This is a genomic window from Citrobacter sp. Cy070, assembly GCF_030332245.1.
Taxonomy (GTDB): domain Bacteria; phylum Pseudomonadota; class Gammaproteobacteria; order Enterobacterales; family Enterobacteriaceae; genus Citrobacter; species Citrobacter youngae.
Genome location: NZ_JAOWIG010000087.1, coordinates 72,982 through 92,897 on the forward strand (window position 1 = coordinate 72,982; position 19,916 = coordinate 92,897).

Consider the following 19,916-nt stretch of genomic DNA (forward strand, 5'->3'; position numbering starts at 1 on the left):
AGGTGCATTCAATGTTAATTACGGCCAGATATCGCTATCTGGCCGTATAAACCATAGATTTTATTTTCCGCGGATCTTTCTGGATAACGATCTTATATTTTCTTTAAGCAGGATGAGTTTATAAATTAACCCTCTGCCTTTAACGTTAATATTATATTTTCGTTGTAATGCCAGAATGTCATTTGCCTGGCAGACCTTCATATTTCCCTTACAGGACAGGTCAATAATCCTTAACTCACCCGTTGGTGTGCGAATGAAATTCCCTGGGTGAATGTCATTTGATGCCAGTCCGGCCTTGTGAAGACGCAGTACGCATTGCTTTACCTCGTCAGCATTCTGCTGGTTAATTTCCCTTAAAGGAACCCCTTCAATATATTCATGAATAGTATAAACATCATGGCACTGGCGAAAACGTGTTTTCTCAGCAGCATAGTAGAGATCGGCAGTACAGATGCGCATTTCCGGCGGGAGCCTGTCCAGCTTCCTGATCAGCCGGGAATAGAAAGGGCCGGAGGTAAAGTTCTGTAATTTTTTCTCAAATCGTGGATCAACTTCACGGTCGTTTTTGATGATAAATTTTTGTGAGTTGTACTCGACCAACTCCACGCTGCGCAATGCGTTACCACTGCTCAGCGGTTTGCCACTGATTTCTTTTTTGATGTATTTATTCATCAGTGACTTAAGGTCTTTTCTGGTCTCTTTGCAATAGACCGTAAAACCTTTTTCGTGTGTCTTACTGATGGCCATCTTTTCCCTCAATATCAGCCTATAGAGTACGTTAATTCATAGGAATAGAGTATACAGGTTGTGTACCTCAATATGTAGACGATCTGAGCTATCATCAACCTGCTGAACGCAGGTGTAGCAGGGCATCTTTCTCAAACCGGACGCTTTCGCTGCAGCGTTTCTGCCCATAAATACGTTCTAACCTTAATAATTCCTTAATGAAACTGTAGTAAAAGTCATCAGCGTAATGACAAACCTGGGTTAGTTAGCTGATGAGAAACTGCACAAATATGTTGAGTGTTATTATTCCGTTATATAACGTGGGTGATAGTTTTCGGGATTGCATGGAATCTTTGATCGCACAGACATGGACTGCGCTAGAGATCATCATTGTGAATGATGGTTCAACGGATAACTCTGTTGATATTGCACAACATTATGCGGATAACTATCCCCATGTACGGTTGTTGCATCAGGCTAACGCAGGGGCATCCGTAGCGCGTAACCGTGGCCTGGAAGCGGCCAAAGGTGATTATGTTGCATTTGTCGATGCCGATGACCTGGTTTATCCCAATATGTACGAAACCCTGATGACCATGGCAATTCAGGATGACCTGGATTTAGCTCAGTGTAATTCCGACTGGTGCATTCTTGAAACGGGGCACACCTGGCAATCAATACCGACGGATCGTCTTCGGTCTACGGGGGTGTTGACCGGCCCTGACTGGTTACGTATGGCGTTGGCTTCACGCCGCTGGACACATGTGGTCTGGATGGGAATTTATCGCCGGGATGTTATTGAGAAAAATAAAATAACATTTATTCCGGGGTTACATCATCAGGATATTGTCTGGACGACGGAGTTTATGTTTAACGCTGTACGAGTGCGATATACCGAGCAATCTTTATATAAATACTTCTTACATGATCAATCAATCAGCCGTCTTAAACGACAAGGTTTAAAAAATCTCAACTACCAGCGGCACTATATTAAAATTACGCGGTTATTGGATAGGTTGAATCGTGAATATGCCGATCGGATTACTATTTATCCGGAATTTCATCAGCAAGTTACCTATGAAGCATTGCGCGTATGCCATGCAGTCCGTAAAGAACAGGATGTGCATATTCGTCAGCGTATGATCGCAGAGATTTTTGTCTCTGGTATGTATAAGCGCATGATAACTAACGTCCGCAGTGCCAAAGTATTGTACCAGGCACTGCTATGGTCATTCCGTCTATGGAAATGGCGCGATAAAAAATCAACGCCTTCGCGTATTGCCCGAAAAGCGCTTAATCTACGTTAGCGTTCATGGTGCTGGGTGAAGATGTGTTCCCCCAGCCTTGCCACTGCAGTCTCATATACTGCACCAGCGTGCTTTGTGTGATGCTTTCTCCTAGCACGCTAAAGAATCGGCTGGCGTAAACCGGCTCCAGAGGTTGTTTCGGTTTGCACAGCTTCACCCCACGGAAAGGATTACGCGGCGCATCTGGCGTACCGTTTCTCGGTGGAGTGAGATTAGGTCTGGAAGTATCTACCTGCGGCTCATTAAGCAGGCTGCTCGGACGAACCAGCGTAATATCGGCTGGCAGGCTATACAGCATCTGCTGCAACACTCGTACCGTAGAAGGGTGGGGGTGCCCGATGGCAATCGCTGACCCGTTACGGCGAGCAAGATCGACTGCACGATTAAACTGACGGCGAATATCCGCTTCGTTTTGTGTATCGTCGAGGAAGACTTTGCGTTTGATGACCTTCACTCCGGTTCCTGCCGCCGCGCGCATGGCCTGGCTGTTGCCGATGGTCATACTGTCGAGGAAGTAGAGGTCGTAGCGTTCCAGAGCTTGCATCACCTTCTGCATGCCGAACAGGCTGGACGTCATCGCACTCCCCATGTGATTATTCAGTCCCACTGCATACGGCACTTTGCTTACCGCGTCGCGAATAATCCGTTCAATTTCTTCGCTGCTCATCTCCGGGCGTAACGTGTCTTTTTCCAGCGGTTGCTTGCTCAGTGGAGCCATCGGCAGATGGATCAACACTTCATGTCCACTGTTATGCGCTTTAGTCGCCATTTCACGCGCATGTGGCGCGTTTGGCAGAACGGCAACAGAGACAGTGGAAGGCATTGCCAGCACCTGATTTTCTGTGTGGGGACGGTAGCCGAAATCATCAATAACGATAGCAAGTTTGCCGGCGAAAACAGGTGTTGCGAATGCCAGCAGGCTGGCGAGTGAGAGCAAAGTACGACGAAACTGAGGCAAAACTTATCTTCCCAACCACGGCTGTGGATTGACCGCCTGACCCTGGCGACGAATTTCGAAATAGAGCGCCGGCCTGCCCTGACCGCCGCTGCTACCCACAAGTGCAATAGGCTGCCCGGCGCGAACCTGCGTACCGACGCTGACCAGCGCGCTCTGGTTATAACCGTAGAGGCTCATATCGCCTTTACCGTGCTCAACGACGACCACCAGGCCATAGCCCTGCAGCCAGTCCGCCAGAATGACGCGACCATCGGCGATGGCTTTGACTTCGGTACCTTCGGATGCGCCAATAACCATCCCTTTCCAACGTAGCTCACCTTGCAGCTGTTCGCCATAGCGATGCAGCGTTGGACCACGAACGGGCCAGAACGCCTGACCGCGTGGTGAACCTAACCCGCCGGTACGAGACATCAGTGATTTCTCGCTTTCAGTTGGCTTATAGGTCGAGCCTTTGCGTGATGCTTCCTGTTGCTTATCACGTACAGCCTGCGCCTCACGTGCTTCACGCTCTGCACGGGCTTTCGCGGCGGCTTCGGCGCGAGCAATACTGTTGCGCAGGCGGGATTCGTTGGCGCGCATCTCGCCTAACTGCTGCTGACCTTGTTGAATCGACGACTCCAGACCCGCGAGCGTTTTCTGGCGTTCATTACGCGCCTGCTCCAGTTTCGCCTGCTGTGCACGCTGTTCGTACAGCAGCGTCTGCTGTTCGCTTTGCTTATCTTCCAGCTCGGCTTTCTGCGAGTCGACCTCTTCGCGGGTTTGCTTCAGCTGTGCGATAGTCTCCTGGCGCGCCTGGTTCAGATAGCCGAAATAGGCCTGCAGGCGTTGCCCGCGCTGAGTCTCTTCACCGCTGAGGATGAGCTGAATACCAGTATGTTCACCCTGGCGAAACGCAGCATCCAACTGGGCTGCCAGACTGCGCTCTTGCGCTGCCCGCTGCTTTTCCAGCTTCGCGAGTGCGGCATTCATCTCAGCGATTTGCGCATTCAGCTGTGCCAGGGAGTTTTGCGTTTCGCGCAGCTGCCTTGCGGCAACGGCGATAGCCTGTTCCTGAGCTTTAAGCTGAGCAAGGAGGGTGGCGCGTTGTTGTTGTTGTTGGCGTACCGCGCGTTCTTTTGCCGCGATATCGGCCTGAATGGATTTGAGCTGATCGCGCTCGTCCGCATGGGCGGAAAAGGCGCACAACAATACGCCAGCGCTAAGCGCGCTGGCGTAGAACAAGGGCCTGACTGAAAACTTACGCAGTTTCACGGCCCGAGTGATGGTATTAATCGCCTTTCCCCTCATGGGGAGGGATTATTCCACGATGAACAGCGGCTTACCAGTCATCTCTTGCGGGATTTCCATACCCATCAGCGTCAGCATGGTCGGGGCGATATCAGAAAGTTTGCCACCTTCAACTGCTTTGACGTTTTTACCACCGACATAAATCAGTGGAACCGGCAGGTTGGTGTGCGCGGTATGCGCCTGACCGGTGGACGGATCGCGCATTTGCTCTGCGTTCCCGTGGTCAGCGGTGATCAGCAGCTGGCCGCCAACGGATTCAACCGCTTTAGCCACCTGCTCAACGCAGTGATCCAGCGCTTCAACCGCTTTAACCGCTGCTTCCATCACCCCGGTATGGCCGACCATGTCGCCGTTCGGGTAGTTACAAATGATGGTGTCGTATTTCCCGCTCTCAATCGCCGCAACCAGTTTTTCGGTCAGTTCAGCAGAGCTCATTTCCGGCTGCAGATCGTAGGTGGCGACTTTTGGCGAGTTGATCAGAATACGGTCTTCGCCTTTGAACGGCTCTTCTACGCCGCCGTTAAAGAAGAAGGTTACGTGCGCGTATTTTTCGGTTTCGGAAATACGCAACTGCGTTTTGTCATTCTTTGCCATCCACTCGCCAAGGGTGTTGGCCAGAGACGCAGGTGGGTAAGCCACCGCAGTTTTGATGTCTGCCGCGTATTCGGTCAGCATCACAAAGTTAAGGTTAACGACTTTCTTACGGGCGAATCCGTCGAAGTCAGCGTTAACAAACGCACGGGTAATTTCACGCGCACGGTCAGCACGGAAGTTCATGAAAATCAGCGTATCGCCATCTTCCATAGCTGCATCTGCCTGACCTTCGGCACGGATCACGGTCGCTTTGACGAATTCGTCGTTTTCATCGCGGGCATAAGCAGCCTGCAGGCCTTCAACCGCCGTAGCGAACTGGAACTCGCCCTTCGCCAGCGTCATCAGATCGTAAGCCTGTTCCACGCGATCCCAACGGTTGTCGCGGTCCATAGCGTAGTAACGACCGATAATGGACGCTACGCGGCCTTTGCCCAGCGCGGCAAATTTCTCTTCGAATTTCTGCAGTGAATGTTCAGCGCTGCGCGGCGGGGTATCACGACCATCAAGGAAAGCGTGCAGATAGATTTTCTCAGCACCGCGTTCAGCTGCCATTTCTACCATCGCCATGATGTGATCTTCGTGGCTGTGTACGCCACCGGCAGACAGCAGACCCATGATGTGTACCGCTTTGCCGCTATTTTTTGCCTGATCAACTGCGGCGGTCAGCACCGGGTTAGCGAAGAAAGTACGTTCTTTAATTTCCACATCCAGACGGGTCAGATCCTGATACACGATACGGCCCGCGCCCAGGTTGACGTGACCCACTTCGGAGTTGCCCATCTGGCGATCGGGCAGGCCGACTTCCAGGCCAGACGCATCAATCAGGGTATGCGGACGTTTTGCCCACAGAGCATCCATTACCGGGGTTTTGGCATTAAAAATAGCGTTATCCTGGCTGTCTTCACGATAGCCGTAGCCATCCAGAATCACCAGTACCATAGGCTTTTTAGAAACCGACATTGCGACAACCTCACACTTAATAGATAAAAAATAATTGCGTAATTTTACTACAGCTGAATCGATAAAGTAGCCCCAGAAGATCAAATAATGAGGGATCGCGTGCCAGGGGGAACACTGATTTACATTTTTTTTTCCGTAGCGCCCCGCAAAAATGCAATCCAATGCACGCTCTGGCTGTATTTGCGCCAACGCGCAGGTATACTCCTTTCCTGGTTTTTTTAATCACTGAGTCGGGAGTTGTTACCCCCCATGCAAGAAATTATGCAATTTGTTAGCCGCCACCCTGTCTTGAGTATCGCCTGGATTGCGTTACTGGCGGCGGTATTGTTTACCACGTTTAAGAGCCTGACCTCAAAAGTGAAGGTAATTACACGCGGCGAAGCGACACGTCTCATCAATAAAGAAGATGCGGTGATTGTTGATTTACGTCAGCGCGACGACTTCCGCAAAGGTCATATCGCAGGCTCCACGAACCTGCTGCCGAGCGAAATCAAAGCCAACAATTTTGGCGAGCTGGAAAAACACAAAAACAAACCTGTTATTGTGGTTGATGGCTCTGGTATGCAGTGCCAGGATTCAGCAACTGCGCTGATTAAAGCCGGTTTTGAGCAGGTATCTGTACTGAAAGACGGCGTAGCGGGCTGGAGTGGCGAGAATCTGCCACTGGTTCGCGGCAAGTAATTTACCCGTCTTCTTTCGTACCGCTGGGTAAAAGAACACTGGAGATAAGTCATGGCCAATATTGAGATCTATACCAAAGCAACCTGCCCGTTTTGCCATCGCGCAAAGGCGCTGTTGAACAGTAAGGGTGTGAGTTTCCAGGAACTTCCGATTGACGGCGATGCCGTGAAGCGTGAAGAGATGATCAAGCGCAGTGGCCGTACAACGGTTCCGCAGATTTTTATTGATGCACAGCACATTGGTGGTTGTGACGACTTGTATGCGTTGGATGCGCGTGGTGGACTGGATCCCCTGCTGCGTTAAGGCGTACGGATAGTATTTAAAGGACAACACTAAAGGGTTTTCTCAACATGTCAGAACAAAATAACACTGAAATGGCTTTCCAGATCCAACGTATTTATACCAAGGATGTGTCTTTCGAAGCGCCAAATGCACCGCATGTTTTCCAGAAAGATTGGCAGCCAGAGGTTAAACTGGATCTAGATACCGCATCTACCCAACTGGCAGATGATGTGTATGAAGTAGTGCTGCGTGTCACCGTAACGGCTTCTCTGGGTGAAGAAACTGCGTTTCTGTGCGAAGTTCAGCAGGGCGGTATTTTCTCCATCAGTGGTATTGAAGGGACTCAGATGGCGCATTGCCTTGGCGCATACTGCCCGAACATTCTGTTCCCGTATGCCCGCGAATGCATCACCAGCCTGGTTTCACGCGGTACATTCCCGCAACTGAACCTTGCGCCGGTCAACTTTGATGCGCTGTTCATGAACTATTTACAGCAGCAGGCTGGTGAAGGTACTGAAGAACATCAGGATGCCTGATGAACCAAAGTAATGCTTCAATGACTGTGATTGGTGCCGGCTCGTACGGCACCGCTCTTGCTATCACCCTGGCAAGAAACGGCCACCAGGTTGTCCTGTGGGGCCATGATCCGAAACATATCGCGACCCTTGAGCACGATCGCTGCAACGTCGCGTTCCTCCCTGATGTGCCTTTTCCCGAAACGCTGCGCCTGGAAAGTGATTTAGCCACTGCGCTGGCCGCCAGTCGTAATATTCTGGTGGTGGTGCCGAGCCATGTCTTTGGCGAAGTGCTGCGTAATATCAAACCGCTGATGCGTCCTGACGCGCGGCTGGTCTGGGCGACAAAAGGTCTGGAAGCGGAAACAGGGCGTCTGCTGCAGGACGTCGCGCGCGAAGCGCTGGGTGATTCTATCCCGCTGGCAGTCATCTCCGGTCCGACGTTCGCCAAAGAGCTGGCGGCGGGCATGCCGACGGCGATTTCTCTGGCCTCGACGGACGACGCCTTTGCTGACGATCTCCAGCAGTTGCTGCACTGCGGCAAAAGCTTCCGCGTCTATAGCAACCCGGATTTCATTGGCGTGCAGCTTGGCGGCGCGGTAAAAAACGTGATTGCGATTGGCGCGGGGATGTCTGACGGCATCGGCTTTGGTGCAAACGCACGAACGGCATTGATCACCCGTGGGCTTACCGAAATGTCTCGCCTTGGCGCGGCGCTGGGTGCCGATCCTGCCACCTTTATGGGGATGGCGGGTTTAGGCGATCTGGTGCTGACCTGTACCGACAACCAGTCGCGTAACCGTCGTTTTGGCATGATGCTCGGCCAGGGTATGGACGTGCAGGGCGCGCAGGACAAGATTGGTCAGGTGGTTGAAGGCTACCGCAATACGAAAGAAGTTCGTGAATTGGCGCACCGTTTTGGTGTCGAGATGCCAATAACCGAGGAAATTTATCAAGTATTGTATTGCGGAAAAAATGCGCGCGAGGCAGCATTGACGTTATTAGGTCGTGCGCGCAAGGACGAGCGAAGCAGCCACTAGCCGTAAGGAACCGTTTCAATCTAACGACCCGACCCGCGAAGAACGGGTCGGTCGTTTTGCTACCTTCTGGAGTACGCAATGCCGTGTGAAGAACTGGATATCGTCTGGAAAAACATTAAAGCGGAAGCCCGGGCACTGGCGGAATGTGAGCCAATGCTGGCCAGTTTTTACCACGCAACGCTGCTCAAGCATGAAAACCTCGGCAGTGCGCTGAGCTATATGCTGGCGAATAAACTCGCTTCTCCGATCATGCCTGCTATTGCGATTCGCGAAGTCGTGGAAGAGGCCTATGCGGCCGATCCTGAAATGATTGCCTCGGCGGCTTGCGATATCCAGGCGGTACGTACGCGTGACCCGGCAGTCGATAAATATTCCACCCCACTTCTGTACCTGAAAGGCTTCCATGCGCTGCAGGCCTACCGCATCGGCCACTGGCTATGGCATCAGGGGCGTCAGGCACTGGCGATCTTCCTGCAAAATCAGGTCTCTGTTACCTTCCAGGTGGACATCCACCCGGCGGCAAAAATTGGTCGCGGTATTATGCTCGACCACGCTACAGGTATTGTAGTGGGCGAAACGGCGGTCATTGAAAACGACGTCTCTATTTTGCAATCCGTCACGCTTGGCGGAACCGGTAAAGCAGGCGGCGACCGTCATCCGAAAATTCGTGAAGGCGTGATGATTGGCGCTGGCGCGAAAATCCTTGGCAATATCGAGGTTGGACGCGGCGCGAAGATTGGCGCAGGTTCCGTCGTTTTACAGCCGGTACCCCCGCATACAACCGCCGCAGGTGTTCCGGCGCGCATCGTCGGCAAGCCTGACAGCGATAAGCCATCTATGGATATGGATCAGCATTTCAACGGGATTCATCATACGTTCGAGTATGGCGATGGCATCTGATTTCGAGCTATCTTATTTGTCATCTTGAACCCGGGCTGTGCTCGCCATCCTCACGTACTGCGTGTATGCACAGGTCGGCAAGCGCGGTCCGTGTCCAACCTGACTGCGCCGATAACGCTCGAAAATAAACGGTAAATTCTTCCGTAGGTCGGATAAGGCGTCAGCCACCATCCGACATAAATCAACTGCGTAATACCGCGCCAGGATAACCTAACTGGCGCCAGGCCTCATACACCACTACTGACACCGCGTTAGACAGATTCATGCTGCGGCTGTCCGGCATCATCGGAATACGAATTTTTTGTTCGGCAGGCAACGCGTCGAGAATACTGGCAGGCAGACCGCGTGTTTCCGGGCCAAACATCAGATAATCCCCGTCCTGATAGCTTACCGCGCTATGCGCTGGCGTACCTTTGGTAGTCAGGGCAAACAGACGTTGCGGGTTTTCTGCGGCCGCAAAGGCGGCGTAATCAGGGTGGCGCAGCACGGCGGTAAACTCATGGTAATCCAGCCCCGCGCGACGCAGGCGCTTGTCGTCCCAGGTAAAGCCCATTGGCTCAATAATATGCAGACGAAAGCCGGTGTTGGCGCAAAGACGGATAATATTGCCGGTATTTGGCGGGATTTCTGGTTCGAACAAAACGATGTTAAGCATACTGCCCCCTTGATAACGGGGGCAGAATAGCAGATATTTAATTCACCCTCACGCGGCATCACCCTGGGCCAGAGGTGCCAGCGCAGCAGGCAGGCTCTTGCCCAGTTCCTGTACCAGCGAATCGCGGCTGATTTCGCTAATGGTTTTTGCACCGGTCAGGGTCATTGCCACCTTCATCTCTTTCTCGATCAGGTTCAGCAGATTCGCCACACCAGCCTGTCCGTGTGTTGCCAGCGCGTACAGATAAGCACGGCCCAGCAGCACGCTATCGGCACCCAGCGCAATCATGCGCACCACGTCCAGGCCGTTACGGATCCCGCTGTCGGCCAGAATAGTGATATCGCCCTTCACCGCATCGGCAATGGCGGGCAGTGCGCGGGCGGAAGACAGCACGCCATCTAACTGGCGCCCACCGTGGTTAGAAACAACAATGCCATCTGCGCCAAAGCGTACGGCGTCGCGGGCATCTTCTGGATCGAGGATCCCTTTGATCACCATCGGACCCTCCCAGAATTCGCGGATCCACTCGAGGTCTTTCCAGGAGATGGACGGATCGAAATTATTCGCCAGCCAACCGATGTAATCCTCAAGGCCGGTGGGTTTGCCAAGATACGTCGAAATATTGCCTAAATCATGCGGCCGACCGTTCAGGCCAACGTCCCATGCCCATTGTGGATGGGTGACTGCCTGCCAGTAGCGACGCAGTGCCGCATTTGGACCGCTCATACCGGAATGCGCGTCACGGTAACGTGCGCCGGGCGTGGGCATATCGACGGTAAAGACCAGCGTGGAGCAGCCCGCCGCTTTGGCTCGCTCCAGGGCGTTACGCATAAAGCCGCGATCGCGCAGGACATACAGCTGGAACCACATTGGACGCCTGATGGTCGGGGCGACTTCTTCAATTGGGCAGACGGATACCGTCGAAAGCGTAAACGGAATGCCTTTGGCATCAGCGGCGGCGGCGGCCTGAACTTCGCCCCGGCGTGCATACATGCCGCATAAACCGACAGGCGCGAGGGCCACCGGCATTGACAGTTTTTCATTAAACAGGGTGGTTTCCAGACTGAGATCTGACATGTTCTTCAGCACGCGCTGGCGGAGTGCCACCTCTGATAAATCTTCCACGTTACGGCGCAGGGTATGCTCCGCGTACGCGCCACCGTCAATGTAGTGGAACAGGAAAGGGGGCAGAATGCGCTGGGCTGCGGCGCGATAATCGCTGGCTGCTGAAATAATCATGTGTTGTTCTCCCTGCTAATTTCATTATGGTCACCGGGCAGACGAGTGATACGCGCCTGGCGGGCCTGGTCTTCATCAAAGCGTTTAATAGTGGTATGGACAAAACTGAGGTGCGCCATCATCGCCTTACGCGCGCCATCGGCATCCCCGGCGACAATCGCGTCCAGCGCAGCAAGGTGTTGTTCTGTGAGCTGTGAAAATACCGGTGGCACCAGGTACATACGCTGGCGACTCTGTTTTACCGAAGACTGCAATACGTCGAAGAAACCGCGCATGGTCTGTAGCAGCACCACGTTGTGCGAGGCTTCAGCGATGGCAAGGTGAAAGCGAACGTCTGCTTGTGAAGCGAGATCCGGATCTTCACTTTGTGTGGCCTCGAAACAGAGCCTGATTTTCTCTTTGTCGGCGGCTGTGGCGCGCATGGCGGCGTGCCAGGCGGTGCTGGCCTCAATGGCGTGGCGGGCTTCGAGAATATCGAAGCTGTAATCAGGGTCGTCCGCCATCAGGCTTTTCAGCGGCTGAACAATGTTTTGTTCGGACCACGCTTCATGCTGCCAGCGGATAAACGTCCCACCACCACGACGGCTAATCAACACGCCTTCACTTACCAGCTTTGCCAGCGCCTCGCGCAGCGAATTGCGCGACACGCCGAGCTGTACGGCCAGCTGGCGCTCGGCGGGCAACTTCATGCCCGCTTCCAGCTGTTGTTCTTCAATCAGCGCCCGCACACGAGATGCGACCTCGTCTGACAGGCGTCTGGGCATCACAATCATGGAATCATCCAGGTTAAGACATAGGCCTGCAGCGTGGTAATCACACCCACCATGCAGGTGAAAATCAGGCTGTGTTTGACGGTGAAGCGGAACAGATCAGACTCTTTGCCAACCAGTCCCACTGCCGCACAGGCGATGGCGATAGACTGCGGAGAGATCATCTTGCCGGTTACGCCGCCGGTGGTATTTGCCGCTACCATCAATACGTCAGAAACACCGATTTGCTGCGCTGCCGTTGCCTGTAGCGCTGCGAACAAGGCGTTTGACGAGGTATCAGAGCCCGTCAGGAATACCCCCAGCCAGCCGAGGAACGGCGAGAAGAAAGTGAACGCGCTGCCCGTGTGAGCCAGTGCTAACGCCAGCGTTGAAGACAGCCCGGAGTAGTTAGAGATAAATGCGAATGCCAGCACCATTCCGATGGAGTAAATAGGCAGCGCCAGATCTTTCAGCGTACTGCCAAAGGTCTGCAGAGCGGCGGAGGGTTTCATCTTCAGCCAGACGATAGACAGCAGCGCGGCAAACAGGATGGCGGTGCCGGTTGCCGAGAACCAGTCGAACTTGTACACCGCCGCGTAGGCTGTGGCTTCGTGTACCACCGGCGGCATGCGGGCTACCAGCTTATCGAGGAACGGAACCGGAATGTTGACGACCCAGTGGTACATCGCCCCGCCAGGGGCAAACAGCGCTTTAAACGGCGGGATGCTCCACAGTGTGACGGTGGCGGTCAGGAACAGGAACGGCGACCAGGCGCGGATGATTTGCCCGGCGGTGTAGCGGGTGCGCGACAGGTCCATATCGACCTGTGAAGCCCCCATATCGCCAAAACGGAAGATGCGTACCGGCTGCCAGCGCTTCAGGAACAGCGTCAGACACACCAGAGAAACCAGAGAAGAGATGATGTCCGGCAGTTCCGGCCCGATAAAGTTAGAGCTGAGGTACTGCGCGATAGCAAACGAGCCGCCCGCGACCATCACCGCAGGCCAGGTCTCTTTCACGCCGCGCCAGCCGTCCATAATCGCCATGATCCAGAACAGTACGATAATCGTCAGGAACGGTAGTTGGCGGCCAACCATCTGACCAATCTCAAAGCTGTCCAGCCCGGTGACCTGACCGGCAACCAGAATAGGAATTCCCATCGCGCCAAACGCTACCGGCGCGGTGTTTACGATCAGGCACAAGCCTGCTGCATACAGTGGGTTAAAACCAAGACCAACCAGCAGCGCGGCGGTTATCGCCACCGGCGCACCGAAGCCCGCGGCCCCTTCGAGGAATGCCCCAAAGGAGAAACCGACAATCAGCATTTGCAGACGCTGGTCAGGGGTAATTGAGAGAATGGATGAGCGGATGATGTCGAACTGCCCGGTTTTAACCGAGATTTTATAGACAAACACCGCTGCAATGATGATCCAGGCTATCGGCCACAGACCATAGAAGAAACCGTACACCACGGAGGCCAGCGCGTGATCGACCGGCATTTTGTAAAACAGCAGGGCGACCGACAAAGCGATCACCACCGTCCATGACGCCGCAACGTAGCCTTTCAGCTTGAGCTTAATCAGGGCGAAGAAAAAGAACAGGATGGGGAGCGATGCGATCAGACTGGAAAGCCAGATGTTACCGGCCGGGTCGTAGTTTTGTTGCCAGAGATTCATTGCAGGTCTCCTGGGGGCCGCTGACATAATGCAATGAGTCTGTGCTCATCTCTTCGTCACACTATGTGTAAAAGTGGCCCTGCCAATATTGTTGTGTAGGGGTAATGACAATGAATGGTTAATCAAATGTTATTTATTGGCAACGGTATTGTACGCACATTTTAATGAAATGTGAGGTATTGGTAGGATCTGACTGAAATTGGTAGGGCCAATTACGAAGGGAAGTTAAGGACCGGGCAAGCGAGTGTTGCCCGGTGACAGATTAGAACTCGCTTTTCGCGAAGCCCGTCATCTCTTTCAGGCCCATTTCACGGCCAAGCTCGGTCATCGGGTGAACGACGATCAGGCCGCGCACGCTCTTCTTCAGCTTGCCCATGTCGGCCTGTTCTTTTTTGGTGATGGCACGACGGAACGGGAGTTTGCTGAGCTTTTGCGCTTCTTTGCTCAGCTTCTGGCCGTGTACTTCACGCAGTCGTGCGATCTCAGTTTCCAGAGTTTCTTTCTCTTGCTCCAGCTCGGCATATTTGTCGGCGGCTTCAACCAGGGACAGGTCAGCCTGCTGGTGGCGGATAGCGTCAAGACGATCGCTCAGGCGTTTAATTTCGTTTTTTTCGACTTCTTTCATAGGATAGCTTCTGATAAAAATAGGATGAATATCCTATAGTATGCGCGCAGAGCGGGATTATTCACAACTAATCGAAGATAAATAATCAAATGCCGCAAGTATTATTAAGCTAATGGTAATGCTACTTTTTTGATTAATAAGGAACTTTAAGCGATAAGATTGGCCATGGCGCTTTTTATTGGCGGGTTTATAGCGAAGCACGTTTTCCTCAATATAATCGCCCAACCGATCCTAAACTTAAATGAGCAACCGCACAGGCTGAGCGCGGTTAATACATGGAGGAGGGAAGATTATGGCGAAAATAGGTGAGAACGTTTCGGTTCTGATTGATAAGACGGTCGATTTTATGGCTTCCAGCCAGGCTTTTCGCGAATATCTGAATAAAACACCGCCGCGCGACGTAGTCCCTTCTGAAATACCACAGGAGAACGCGCAGCTGTATCTGCAACGTCTGGCGTACTATCGGCAACTGTATCGACCGCAGCAGGAAGAGAAGTAAGCCTGCAGGGTCTTATTTTTGAAAGGCTTTTTTTAAGCTGATTTTAGAAATCAGCTCGGTCAGGGAAAGTACCATCGTGGAGCGTACCATTTGCTGGTAGCGCTGGATTTGCATGGCGTGCAGACCTGAGTCTGAGGTATCAAACTGCGGTGGCGGCGGGAGTGCTGCTACGCAGTGAAGTTCGCCAAACGGACCAAGAATCTCATCGTCGGTGAACGCGTATTCATTGCCGTCATGGTTTAACTCTTCCCGCAGCGCCATCAGTAGTTCCGCATCTTCATACTCCGGGCGGCTGAGTACGCCCAGACCGTAGATGAGCTTGAGACGAACGGAAAGATCGCCCAGCGGACCGTCGCCGTCGAGCAACGGTTCTACGGCATATTTTACCGCATAGTCATCTTTGCGAAATACCTGAAGCACAAGGATATTCACCGCCTCGGTGAGCAGTTCTACGGCGGTGATGAGGAAGCTGCGTACGGTTTTGCCAGCATTCAGACGCTCAAGCACACGATTTTCAAAGGCCTGCGTTTGTTCCATTATTGCCTGCATATCTGACAATCTGTCATTTGGGCGCAGGCAGACCTGCGCCACATTCTCAATCATTTGGTCGCGTTATATGCGTTAACCGCCTCCGCCACCACATCACTATTGGCATCCAGACCGGAAACCTGCGCCAGCGCGGCCTGCGGACCTTTTTCGTCAATCAGCGCGGCCAGTTCCTGTGCCTGCGGATCTTCTTCGCTGCGATAGTGCATTGCTGCCGCAATACCGATAACCAGATTCGTGTGCGGCAGGCCGTACTCCAGCGTGCCCAGCAGCGGTTTAATCAGACGGTCGCCCGCGCTCAGTTTACGCAGTGGCTGACGGCCAACGCGCTCAACGTCATCTTTCAGATACGGGTTTTCAAAGCGACCGAGGATTTTCTGAATATATGCTGCATGTTTTGCCGCATCAAAGCCATAGCGTTTGATCAGTACCGCGCCGCTCTCTTCCATCGCACCTTTTACCACTGCGCGGATTTTCTCGTCGAGAATCGCGTCACGGATGGTCTGATGACCGGTCAATTTTCCGAGGTACGCGGTTATAGCATGCCCGGTGTTCAGCGTGAAGAGTTTACGTTCGACAAATGCCATCAGGTTATCAGTTAATTCCATTCCCGGGATGTTTGGCAGTTCGCCTTTAAATTGCGTCTTGTCGACAATCCACTCGCTGAAGGTTTCGACGGTGACTTCCAGCGGATCGTTGGTCGCAGAAGCGGAAGGGGGAACGATGCGGTCTACGGCGGAATCGACGAAGCCAACATGTTCTTCAACCCAGGCTTTGTCTTCATCTGCCAGCGCGTTCATGACGTGGCCTTTCAGCTGGGTCGTGCCGCGCACCATGTTCTCACAGGCGATGATATTCAGCGGAGTCGCGATGCCCTGCGCCTTGCGTTTAACCAGCCCTTTAGCGATGGCAGGTGCGATGCGCTCAAGCACGACCGGACCAACGGCGGTGGTGACTAAATCTACGTGGGCAATCAGTTCAACGACATCATCGCCGATGCTGCTCACCGCGTTGACGCCGGAAACGGTATCAATCTGCTCGTTTTCACCGACCACATGAACCTGATAGCTATGACGGGCATTCAGGGCATCGAGCACGACCTGATTTACATCCGCGAACGTCAGTTGTATCCCCGCGTCCGCCAGCAGTTTGCCGATAAAGCCACGACCGATATTACCTGCGCCAAAATGTAATGCTTTCATAGTATTAACCTTCATTAATGTTTTTACCCAAGAGGGCTGGGGTGAGGGACCGCATAGATTTCCCCTCACCCAAACCCTCTCCCTTGCGGGAGAGGAAACCGTAGGCCCGATAAGCGTAGCGCCATCGGGCAACGGGGGTTTACTTACGGCCAGCCAGCAGTTCCAGAACTTCATCCACGCTGGTGGTATGGGCCAGACGTTCGATCACGGATTCGTCATCCAGCGCGTTGGTCAGGCTGGTAATCACCTGGATGTGCTCGTTGTTACGTGCAGCGATACCAATGACCAGGCGGGCGATATCGTCTTCTTCTTCGCCGAAGCGTACGCCTTCCGGATACTGGCAGAACACCACGCCGGTTTTCAGCACGCGGTCTTTGGCTTCAACCGTACCGTGCGGTACAGCGATGGACTCGCCGAGGTAAGTCGGGGTCAGTTTTTCGCGGTCCAGCATCGCCTCGACGTACTCTGGCTCAACATAGCCGCCTTTCACCAGTTGCTCACCGGCAAAGCGAATCGCTTCTTCTTTGTTGGTGGCTTTACGGCCCAGGAAGATATTCTCCGCACCCAGTTTAAACAGGTGGGTATCACCCTCTTCAAAGCTGTCTTTCAGGTGGTCGCGGACTTTCTCTTCGTTCACGTTGTGGCGCTGTGCAGCGACCAGACGTTCGGTCAGATTGGAGTACAGACCACTGTCGAGGAAGTTGGTCAGCGAAATGTGCTGTGCCTGCGGAACCTGGCGCATAGCGCGTTCGGTCAGGTCACGGTGGGTAATGACCAGATCCACATCCGGCGGCAGATTGTTAATCGCGCTGTTGGTGACGGAAATCTGAGACAGACCTGCATCCTGCACTTTCTTACGCAGTACGCCCGCACCCATGGCACTGGAACCCATGCCGGCATCGCAGGCGACGATGATTTTACGCACATGGCTCAGGTCGTTGGTCACGTCGCCCGCTGCCAGCGGAGATGCGCCTTTGGATTCCGCTTTCATGTCCTGCATACGACGGGTTGCCGCATCAATGTCATCTTCTTCTTTCACTTTGCTGGTTTTCAGCAGAATCGCCGAGACCACAAAGGAGACCGCCATTGCCGCACAAATTGCCGCGATGTTGGCGAAGTAAGCGCCCTTCGGCGTCATTGCCAGTACGGCCAGGATAGAACCCGGAGAGGCCGGAGACACCAGACCACCGTTCAGGATAGTCAGCGTAAATACGCCAGTCATACCGCCGAGGATAACGGCCAGGATCAGACGCGGGTTCATCAGCACGTACGGGAAGTAAATTTCGTGGATACCACCCAGGAAGTGGATGATAGCCGCGCCGCCTGCAGACTGCTTAGCGCTGCCGCGACCGAAGAACATGTATGCCAGCAGAACGCCCATACCCGGACCCGGGTTAGCTTCAATCAGGAAGAAGATGGATTTACCCATCTCATGGGACTGCTGAATGCCCAGCGGTGAGAAAATACCGTGGTTGATGGCGTTGTTAAGGAACAGGATTTTCGCCGGTTCAACGAAGATAGACGCCAGCGGCAGCATGTCATGGACAACCATGAAGTTAACGCCTGCCGCCAGGATTTTGGACAGTGCTTCAACCAATGGGCCAATGCCAAGGAATGCCAGAATGGCGAGGATCATCCCGATGATGCCAGCGGAGAAGTTATTCACCAGCATCTCAAAACCGGACTTGATCTTACCGTCTACCCAGCCGTCGAAATGCTTGATAGCCCAGCCGCCCAGCGGACCTGCGATCATCGCACCGAGGAACATCGGCATATCAGCACCGACGATCACGCCCATGGTGGTAATCGCGCCCACTACGCCGCCGCGTTCGCCGCCAACCAGCTTACCACCGGTATAACCGATCAACAGCGGCAGCAGATAGGTGATCATCGGGCCGACCAGCTTCGCCAGCGTTTCGTTCGGCAACCACCCTGTCGGAATGAATAATGCGGTGATAATACCCCACGCGATAAACGCGCCGATATTTGGCATCACCATGTTGCTGAGGAATCGACCAAAGCTTTGCACCTTGATCTTAATATCGGATGACATAAAAACACCCCTTCTTATGTTTGCTATCGCGCAGGCTGAAAGCCCGAGGTTTGTTAATGTAGCGGCAGGAGGTAGCCGGACCCTGTAGATACTGCGAAATCTGGCACTGAATCGTTCAACTGTCCAGTCGATGACTTTTAATGTGATCAATGTCACGTAAATATAGGGTTTACGGCATTACTTAATGTGATTTCGATCACAAAACACCGGTATAAAAAAACATCATTACGCGGAAATAGGCTGGAAAAGGTACTTAAATGTGAAGTTGTTCACGTTTTTGCTTTGGCTGTTTGTTGGGTATTTGTGATCTACTTCGCAATAAATATTTGCCAGGATTTCTCCTGATGTGATCTGACGCGGATTCTGTTTCATCTCCCATTTCTTGCGGCTACCCCGCGAGTCGTTCACCTGCAAATTTATACCCTGGTGGTATGGCGGAAATGACTAACTGCAATTATGTTCAAATTACCAGCCATGACTCCTTTCGGCTGCCTGCAATTGAAAGTGAATCGCCACAGATAATCTAGACACTTCCGAGCCGCTGATAATATTGGTTTTCGTATTCAGTTGGTGGCATATGATCACTCGAACCATGCCGACGCTTACTGTTATAAAACATTTCGATGTAATCAAAAATATCACCGCGAGCTTCTTCTCGCGTTCCGTAGATCTTTTTCTTTATCCGTTCACGTTTCAGTAGCTGGAAAAAACTTTCTGCGACTGCGTTGTCATGACAGTTACCGCGACGGCTCATACTGCCCTCCAGCCCGTGTGATTTCAGGAACGACTGCCACTCATAGCTTGTGTACTGACTGCCTTGATCAGAATGAACCAGCACCTGCTTTTGAGGATTACGTCGCCACACGGCCATCAGAAGTGCATTCAGGACAATATCCTTTGTCATCCGGGGCTGCATTGACCAGCCAATAACTTTGCGCGAGAACAGGTCAACAACCACAGCCAGATACAGCCAGCCTTCGTGAGTCCGGATGTAGGTGATGTCCGTTACCCAACGCTCATCCGGTGCTTCCGGGTTGAACTGCCGCTGGAGCCTGTTGGGCGTCACGATGCTGGTTTCACCCTTACGTGCCCGTGGGCTACGGTACCCGACCTGAGCCCTTATCCCGGCACGCTTCATCAGTCGCCAGACACGATTAACTCCGCACTGTTGTCCGGTATCTCGCAGGTCGAGGTGGATCTTGCGATAACCATAAACGCAACCCGACTCCAGCCAGAACTGCTTTATCAGCCCCGTCAGCCTCAGGTCAGCATGATGCCGCCGTGAATCCGGCTGCTGAAGCCAGGCGTAAAAACCACTCGGATGCACATCCAGCACCCGACAAAGCAGTCGGACAGGCCAGCAATGGGTGTTGTCACGGATAAAGGCGTACCTCAGTCGGACAGCTTTGCGAAGTACGCCGC

At 53.1% G+C, this 19,916-nt stretch carries 20 protein-coding genes; 7 read left to right on the forward strand and 13 right to left on the reverse strand.

What is annotated here, in order from left to right; all coding sequences use genetic code 11:
• Positions 1 to 60 precede the first annotated feature (60 nt).
• Entirely contained in the window at positions 61 to 747 is a 687-nt protein-coding gene (gene rfaY / locus OGY19_RS18690) for a lipopolysaccharide core heptose(II) kinase RfaY (RefSeq protein WP_061066826.1), read from the reverse strand.
• A gap of 251 nt (positions 748 to 998) precedes the next feature.
• On the opposite strand from rfaY, the gene OGY19_RS18695 reads away from it, so the two are divergent.
• Positions 999 to 2,033: a glycosyltransferase gene (locus tag OGY19_RS18695; protein ID WP_048213707.1), complete on the forward strand. Its 1,035-nt coding sequence runs from the start codon at positions 999 to 1,001 to the stop codon at positions 2,031 to 2,033.
• Here the strand turns inward: OGY19_RS18695 and OGY19_RS18700 are convergent.
• Genes OGY19_RS18700 through gpmM form a run of 3 tightly spaced genes read right to left on the reverse strand, consistent with a single transcriptional unit; the run spans position 2,020 to position 5,832 of the window.
• Positions 2,020 to 2,991 carry a divergent polysaccharide deacetylase family protein gene (locus OGY19_RS18700; protein ID WP_048213706.1) on the reverse strand — a complete coding sequence of 324 codons (972 nt, stop codon included), beginning with the start codon at positions 2,989 to 2,991 and terminating at the stop codon, positions 2,020 to 2,022. The two genes, OGY19_RS18695 and OGY19_RS18700, sit on opposite strands and share 14 nt — an antisense overlap.
• Positions 2,992 to 2,994: 3 nt before the next feature.
• On the reverse strand, positions 2,995 to 4,254 hold the full coding sequence (envC, locus tag OGY19_RS18705; RefSeq protein WP_231591591.1) for a murein hydrolase activator EnvC: 1,260 nt from the start codon (positions 4,252 to 4,254) through the stop codon (positions 2,995 to 2,997).
• A gap of 33 nt (positions 4,255 to 4,287) precedes the next feature.
• Positions 4,288 to 5,832, reverse strand: a complete 1,545-nt coding sequence (gene gpmM / locus OGY19_RS18710) for a 2,3-bisphosphoglycerate-independent phosphoglycerate mutase (protein WP_061068778.1) — start codon at positions 5,830 to 5,832, stop codon at positions 4,288 to 4,290.
• Positions 5,833 to 6,081: 249 nt separating this feature from the next.
• Here gpmM and OGY19_RS18715 point away from each other — a divergent pair, with 249 nt between their 5' ends.
• The 5 genes from OGY19_RS18715 to cysE all read left to right on the forward strand — a co-directional run bounded on the left by OGY19_RS18715 (position 6,082) and on the right by cysE (position 9,250).
• Entirely contained in the window at positions 6,082 to 6,513 is a 432-nt protein-coding gene (locus OGY19_RS18715; protein ID WP_005120473.1) for a rhodanese-like domain-containing protein, read from the forward strand.
• 51 nt (positions 6,514 to 6,564) lie between these two features.
• Entirely contained in the window at positions 6,565 to 6,816 is a 252-nt protein-coding gene (gene grxC, locus OGY19_RS18720) for a glutaredoxin 3 (protein WP_003024152.1), read from the forward strand.
• A 47-nt stretch (positions 6,817 to 6,863) separates the two neighbouring features.
• Complete coding sequence (secB, locus tag OGY19_RS18725; protein WP_003024155.1) at positions 6,864 to 7,331, forward strand: protein-export chaperone SecB; 468 nt, start codon at positions 6,864 to 6,866, stop codon at positions 7,329 to 7,331.
• Positions 7,331 to 8,350 (forward strand): NAD(P)H-dependent glycerol-3-phosphate dehydrogenase, encoded by a 1,020-nt coding sequence (gene gpsA / locus OGY19_RS18730; RefSeq protein WP_003024157.1) that lies wholly within the window; start codon positions 7,331 to 7,333, stop codon positions 8,348 to 8,350. The genes secB and gpsA overlap by 1 nt, the downstream gene beginning before the upstream one ends.
• Before the next feature lie 78 nt (positions 8,351 to 8,428).
• A complete protein-coding gene (gene cysE, locus OGY19_RS18735) occupies positions 8,429 to 9,250 on the forward strand; it encodes a serine O-acetyltransferase (RefSeq protein ID WP_003024160.1) in 822 nt (273 codons plus the stop codon).
• Positions 9,251 to 9,431: 181 nt separating this feature from the next.
• Here the strand turns inward: cysE and trmL are convergent, their stop codons facing one another.
• From trmL to OGY19_RS18760, 5 genes are all read right to left on the reverse strand, one after another.
• Positions 9,432 to 9,905, reverse strand: coding sequence for a tRNA (uridine(34)/cytosine(34)/5-carboxymethylaminomethyluridine(34)-2'-O)-methyltransferase TrmL (trmL, locus tag OGY19_RS18740; protein ID WP_048213704.1), 474 nt, complete (start codon positions 9,903 to 9,905; stop codon positions 9,432 to 9,434).
• A gap of 48 nt (positions 9,906 to 9,953) precedes the next feature.
• Positions 9,954 to 11,144 carry an FMN-dependent L-lactate dehydrogenase LldD gene (gene lldD / locus OGY19_RS18745; protein WP_061066823.1) on the reverse strand — a complete coding sequence of 397 codons (1,191 nt, stop codon included), beginning with the start codon at positions 11,142 to 11,144 and terminating at the stop codon, positions 9,954 to 9,956.
• On the reverse strand, positions 11,141 to 11,917 hold the full coding sequence (gene lldR / locus OGY19_RS18750) for a transcriptional regulator LldR (protein ID WP_286596979.1): 777 nt from the start codon (positions 11,915 to 11,917) through the stop codon (positions 11,141 to 11,143). Before lldR ends, lldD begins: the two co-directional genes overlap by 4 nt.
• Positions 11,914 to 13,569: an L-lactate permease gene (lldP, locus tag OGY19_RS18755; protein WP_003837651.1), complete on the reverse strand. Its 1,656-nt coding sequence runs from the start codon at positions 13,567 to 13,569 to the stop codon at positions 11,914 to 11,916. The genes lldR and lldP overlap by 4 nt, the downstream gene beginning before the upstream one ends.
• Positions 13,570 to 13,831: 262 nt before the next feature.
• Positions 13,832 to 14,194, reverse strand: coding sequence for a YibL family ribosome-associated protein (locus OGY19_RS18760; protein WP_048213700.1), 363 nt, complete (start codon positions 14,192 to 14,194; stop codon positions 13,832 to 13,834).
• 292 nt (positions 14,195 to 14,486) lie between these two features.
• Here OGY19_RS18760 and OGY19_RS18765 point away from each other — a divergent pair, with 292 nt between their 5' ends.
• Positions 14,487 to 14,693 (forward strand): hypothetical protein, encoded by a 207-nt coding sequence (locus OGY19_RS18765; RefSeq protein WP_048213699.1) that lies wholly within the window; start codon positions 14,487 to 14,489, stop codon positions 14,691 to 14,693.
• 12 nt (positions 14,694 to 14,705) lie between these two features.
• Here OGY19_RS18765 and mtlR read toward each other — a convergent pair whose 3' ends face one another.
• The 4 genes from mtlR to OGY19_RS18785 all read right to left on the reverse strand — a co-directional run.
• Positions 14,706 to 15,296 carry a mannitol operon repressor MtlR gene (gene mtlR, locus OGY19_RS18770; protein WP_048213698.1) on the reverse strand — a complete coding sequence of 197 codons (591 nt, stop codon included), beginning with the start codon at positions 15,294 to 15,296 and terminating at the stop codon, positions 14,706 to 14,708.
• Complete coding sequence (mtlD, locus tag OGY19_RS18775) at positions 15,293 to 16,441, reverse strand: mannitol-1-phosphate 5-dehydrogenase (protein ID WP_115601302.1); 1,149 nt, start codon at positions 16,439 to 16,441, stop codon at positions 15,293 to 15,295. Before mtlD ends, mtlR begins: the two co-directional genes overlap by 4 nt.
• A 139-nt stretch (positions 16,442 to 16,580) precedes the next feature.
• Positions 16,581 to 18,494: a PTS mannitol transporter subunit IICBA gene (gene mtlA, locus OGY19_RS18780; RefSeq protein ID WP_115601303.1), complete on the reverse strand. Its 1,914-nt coding sequence runs from the start codon at positions 18,492 to 18,494 to the stop codon at positions 16,581 to 16,583.
• 523 nt (positions 18,495 to 19,017) lie between these two features.
• A partial coding sequence (locus tag OGY19_RS18785) for an IS3 family transposase (protein WP_286596269.1) occupies positions 19,018 to 19,916 on the reverse strand: 899 nt, incomplete at its 5' end.

What these genes read in the sequence shown, in the direction of transcription:
- rfaY (WP_061066826.1), bottom strand. Translation starts at nt 747, where the DNA reads ATGGCCATCAGTAAGACACACGAAAAAGGTTTTACGGTCTATTGCAAA.
- OGY19_RS18695 (WP_048213707.1), top strand. Translation starts at nt 999, where the DNA reads ATGAGAAACTGCACAAATATGTTGAGTGTTATTATTCCGTTATATAAC.
- gpmM (WP_061068778.1), bottom strand. Translation starts at nt 5,832, where the DNA reads ATGTCGGTTTCTAAAAAGCCTATGGTACTGGTGATTCTGGATGGCTAC.
- OGY19_RS18715 (WP_005120473.1), top strand. Translation starts at nt 6,082, where the DNA reads ATGCAAGAAATTATGCAATTTGTTAGCCGCCACCCTGTCTTGAGTATC.
- grxC (WP_003024152.1), top strand. Translation starts at nt 6,565, where the DNA reads ATGGCCAATATTGAGATCTATACCAAAGCAACCTGCCCGTTTTGCCAT.
- secB (WP_003024155.1), top strand. Translation starts at nt 6,864, where the DNA reads ATGTCAGAACAAAATAACACTGAAATGGCTTTCCAGATCCAACGTATT.
- gpsA (WP_003024157.1), top strand. Translation starts at nt 7,331, where the DNA reads ATGAACCAAAGTAATGCTTCAATGACTGTGATTGGTGCCGGCTCGTAC.
- cysE (WP_003024160.1), top strand. Translation starts at nt 8,429, where the DNA reads ATGCCGTGTGAAGAACTGGATATCGTCTGGAAAAACATTAAAGCGGAA.
- trmL (WP_048213704.1), bottom strand. Translation starts at nt 9,905, where the DNA reads ATGCTTAACATCGTTTTGTTCGAACCAGAAATCCCGCCAAATACCGGC.
- lldD (WP_061066823.1), bottom strand. Translation starts at nt 11,144, where the DNA reads ATGATTATTTCAGCAGCCAGCGATTATCGCGCCGCAGCCCAGCGCATT.
- lldR (WP_286596979.1), bottom strand. Translation starts at nt 11,917, where the DNA reads ATGATTGTGATGCCCAGACGCCTGTCAGACGAGGTCGCATCTCGTGTG.
- lldP (WP_003837651.1), bottom strand. Translation starts at nt 13,569, where the DNA reads ATGAATCTCTGGCAACAAAACTACGACCCGGCCGGTAACATCTGGCTT.
- OGY19_RS18760 (WP_048213700.1), bottom strand. Translation starts at nt 14,194, where the DNA reads ATGAAAGAAGTCGAAAAAAACGAAATTAAACGCCTGAGCGATCGTCTT.
- OGY19_RS18765 (WP_048213699.1), top strand. Translation starts at nt 14,487, where the DNA reads ATGGCGAAAATAGGTGAGAACGTTTCGGTTCTGATTGATAAGACGGTC.
- mtlR (WP_048213698.1), bottom strand. Translation starts at nt 15,296, where the DNA reads ATGATTGAGAATGTGGCGCAGGTCTGCCTGCGCCCAAATGACAGATTG.
- mtlD (WP_115601302.1), bottom strand. Translation starts at nt 16,441, where the DNA reads ATGAAAGCATTACATTTTGGCGCAGGTAATATCGGTCGTGGCTTTATC.
- mtlA (WP_115601303.1), bottom strand. Translation starts at nt 18,494, where the DNA reads ATGTCATCCGATATTAAGATCAAGGTGCAAAGCTTTGGTCGATTCCTC.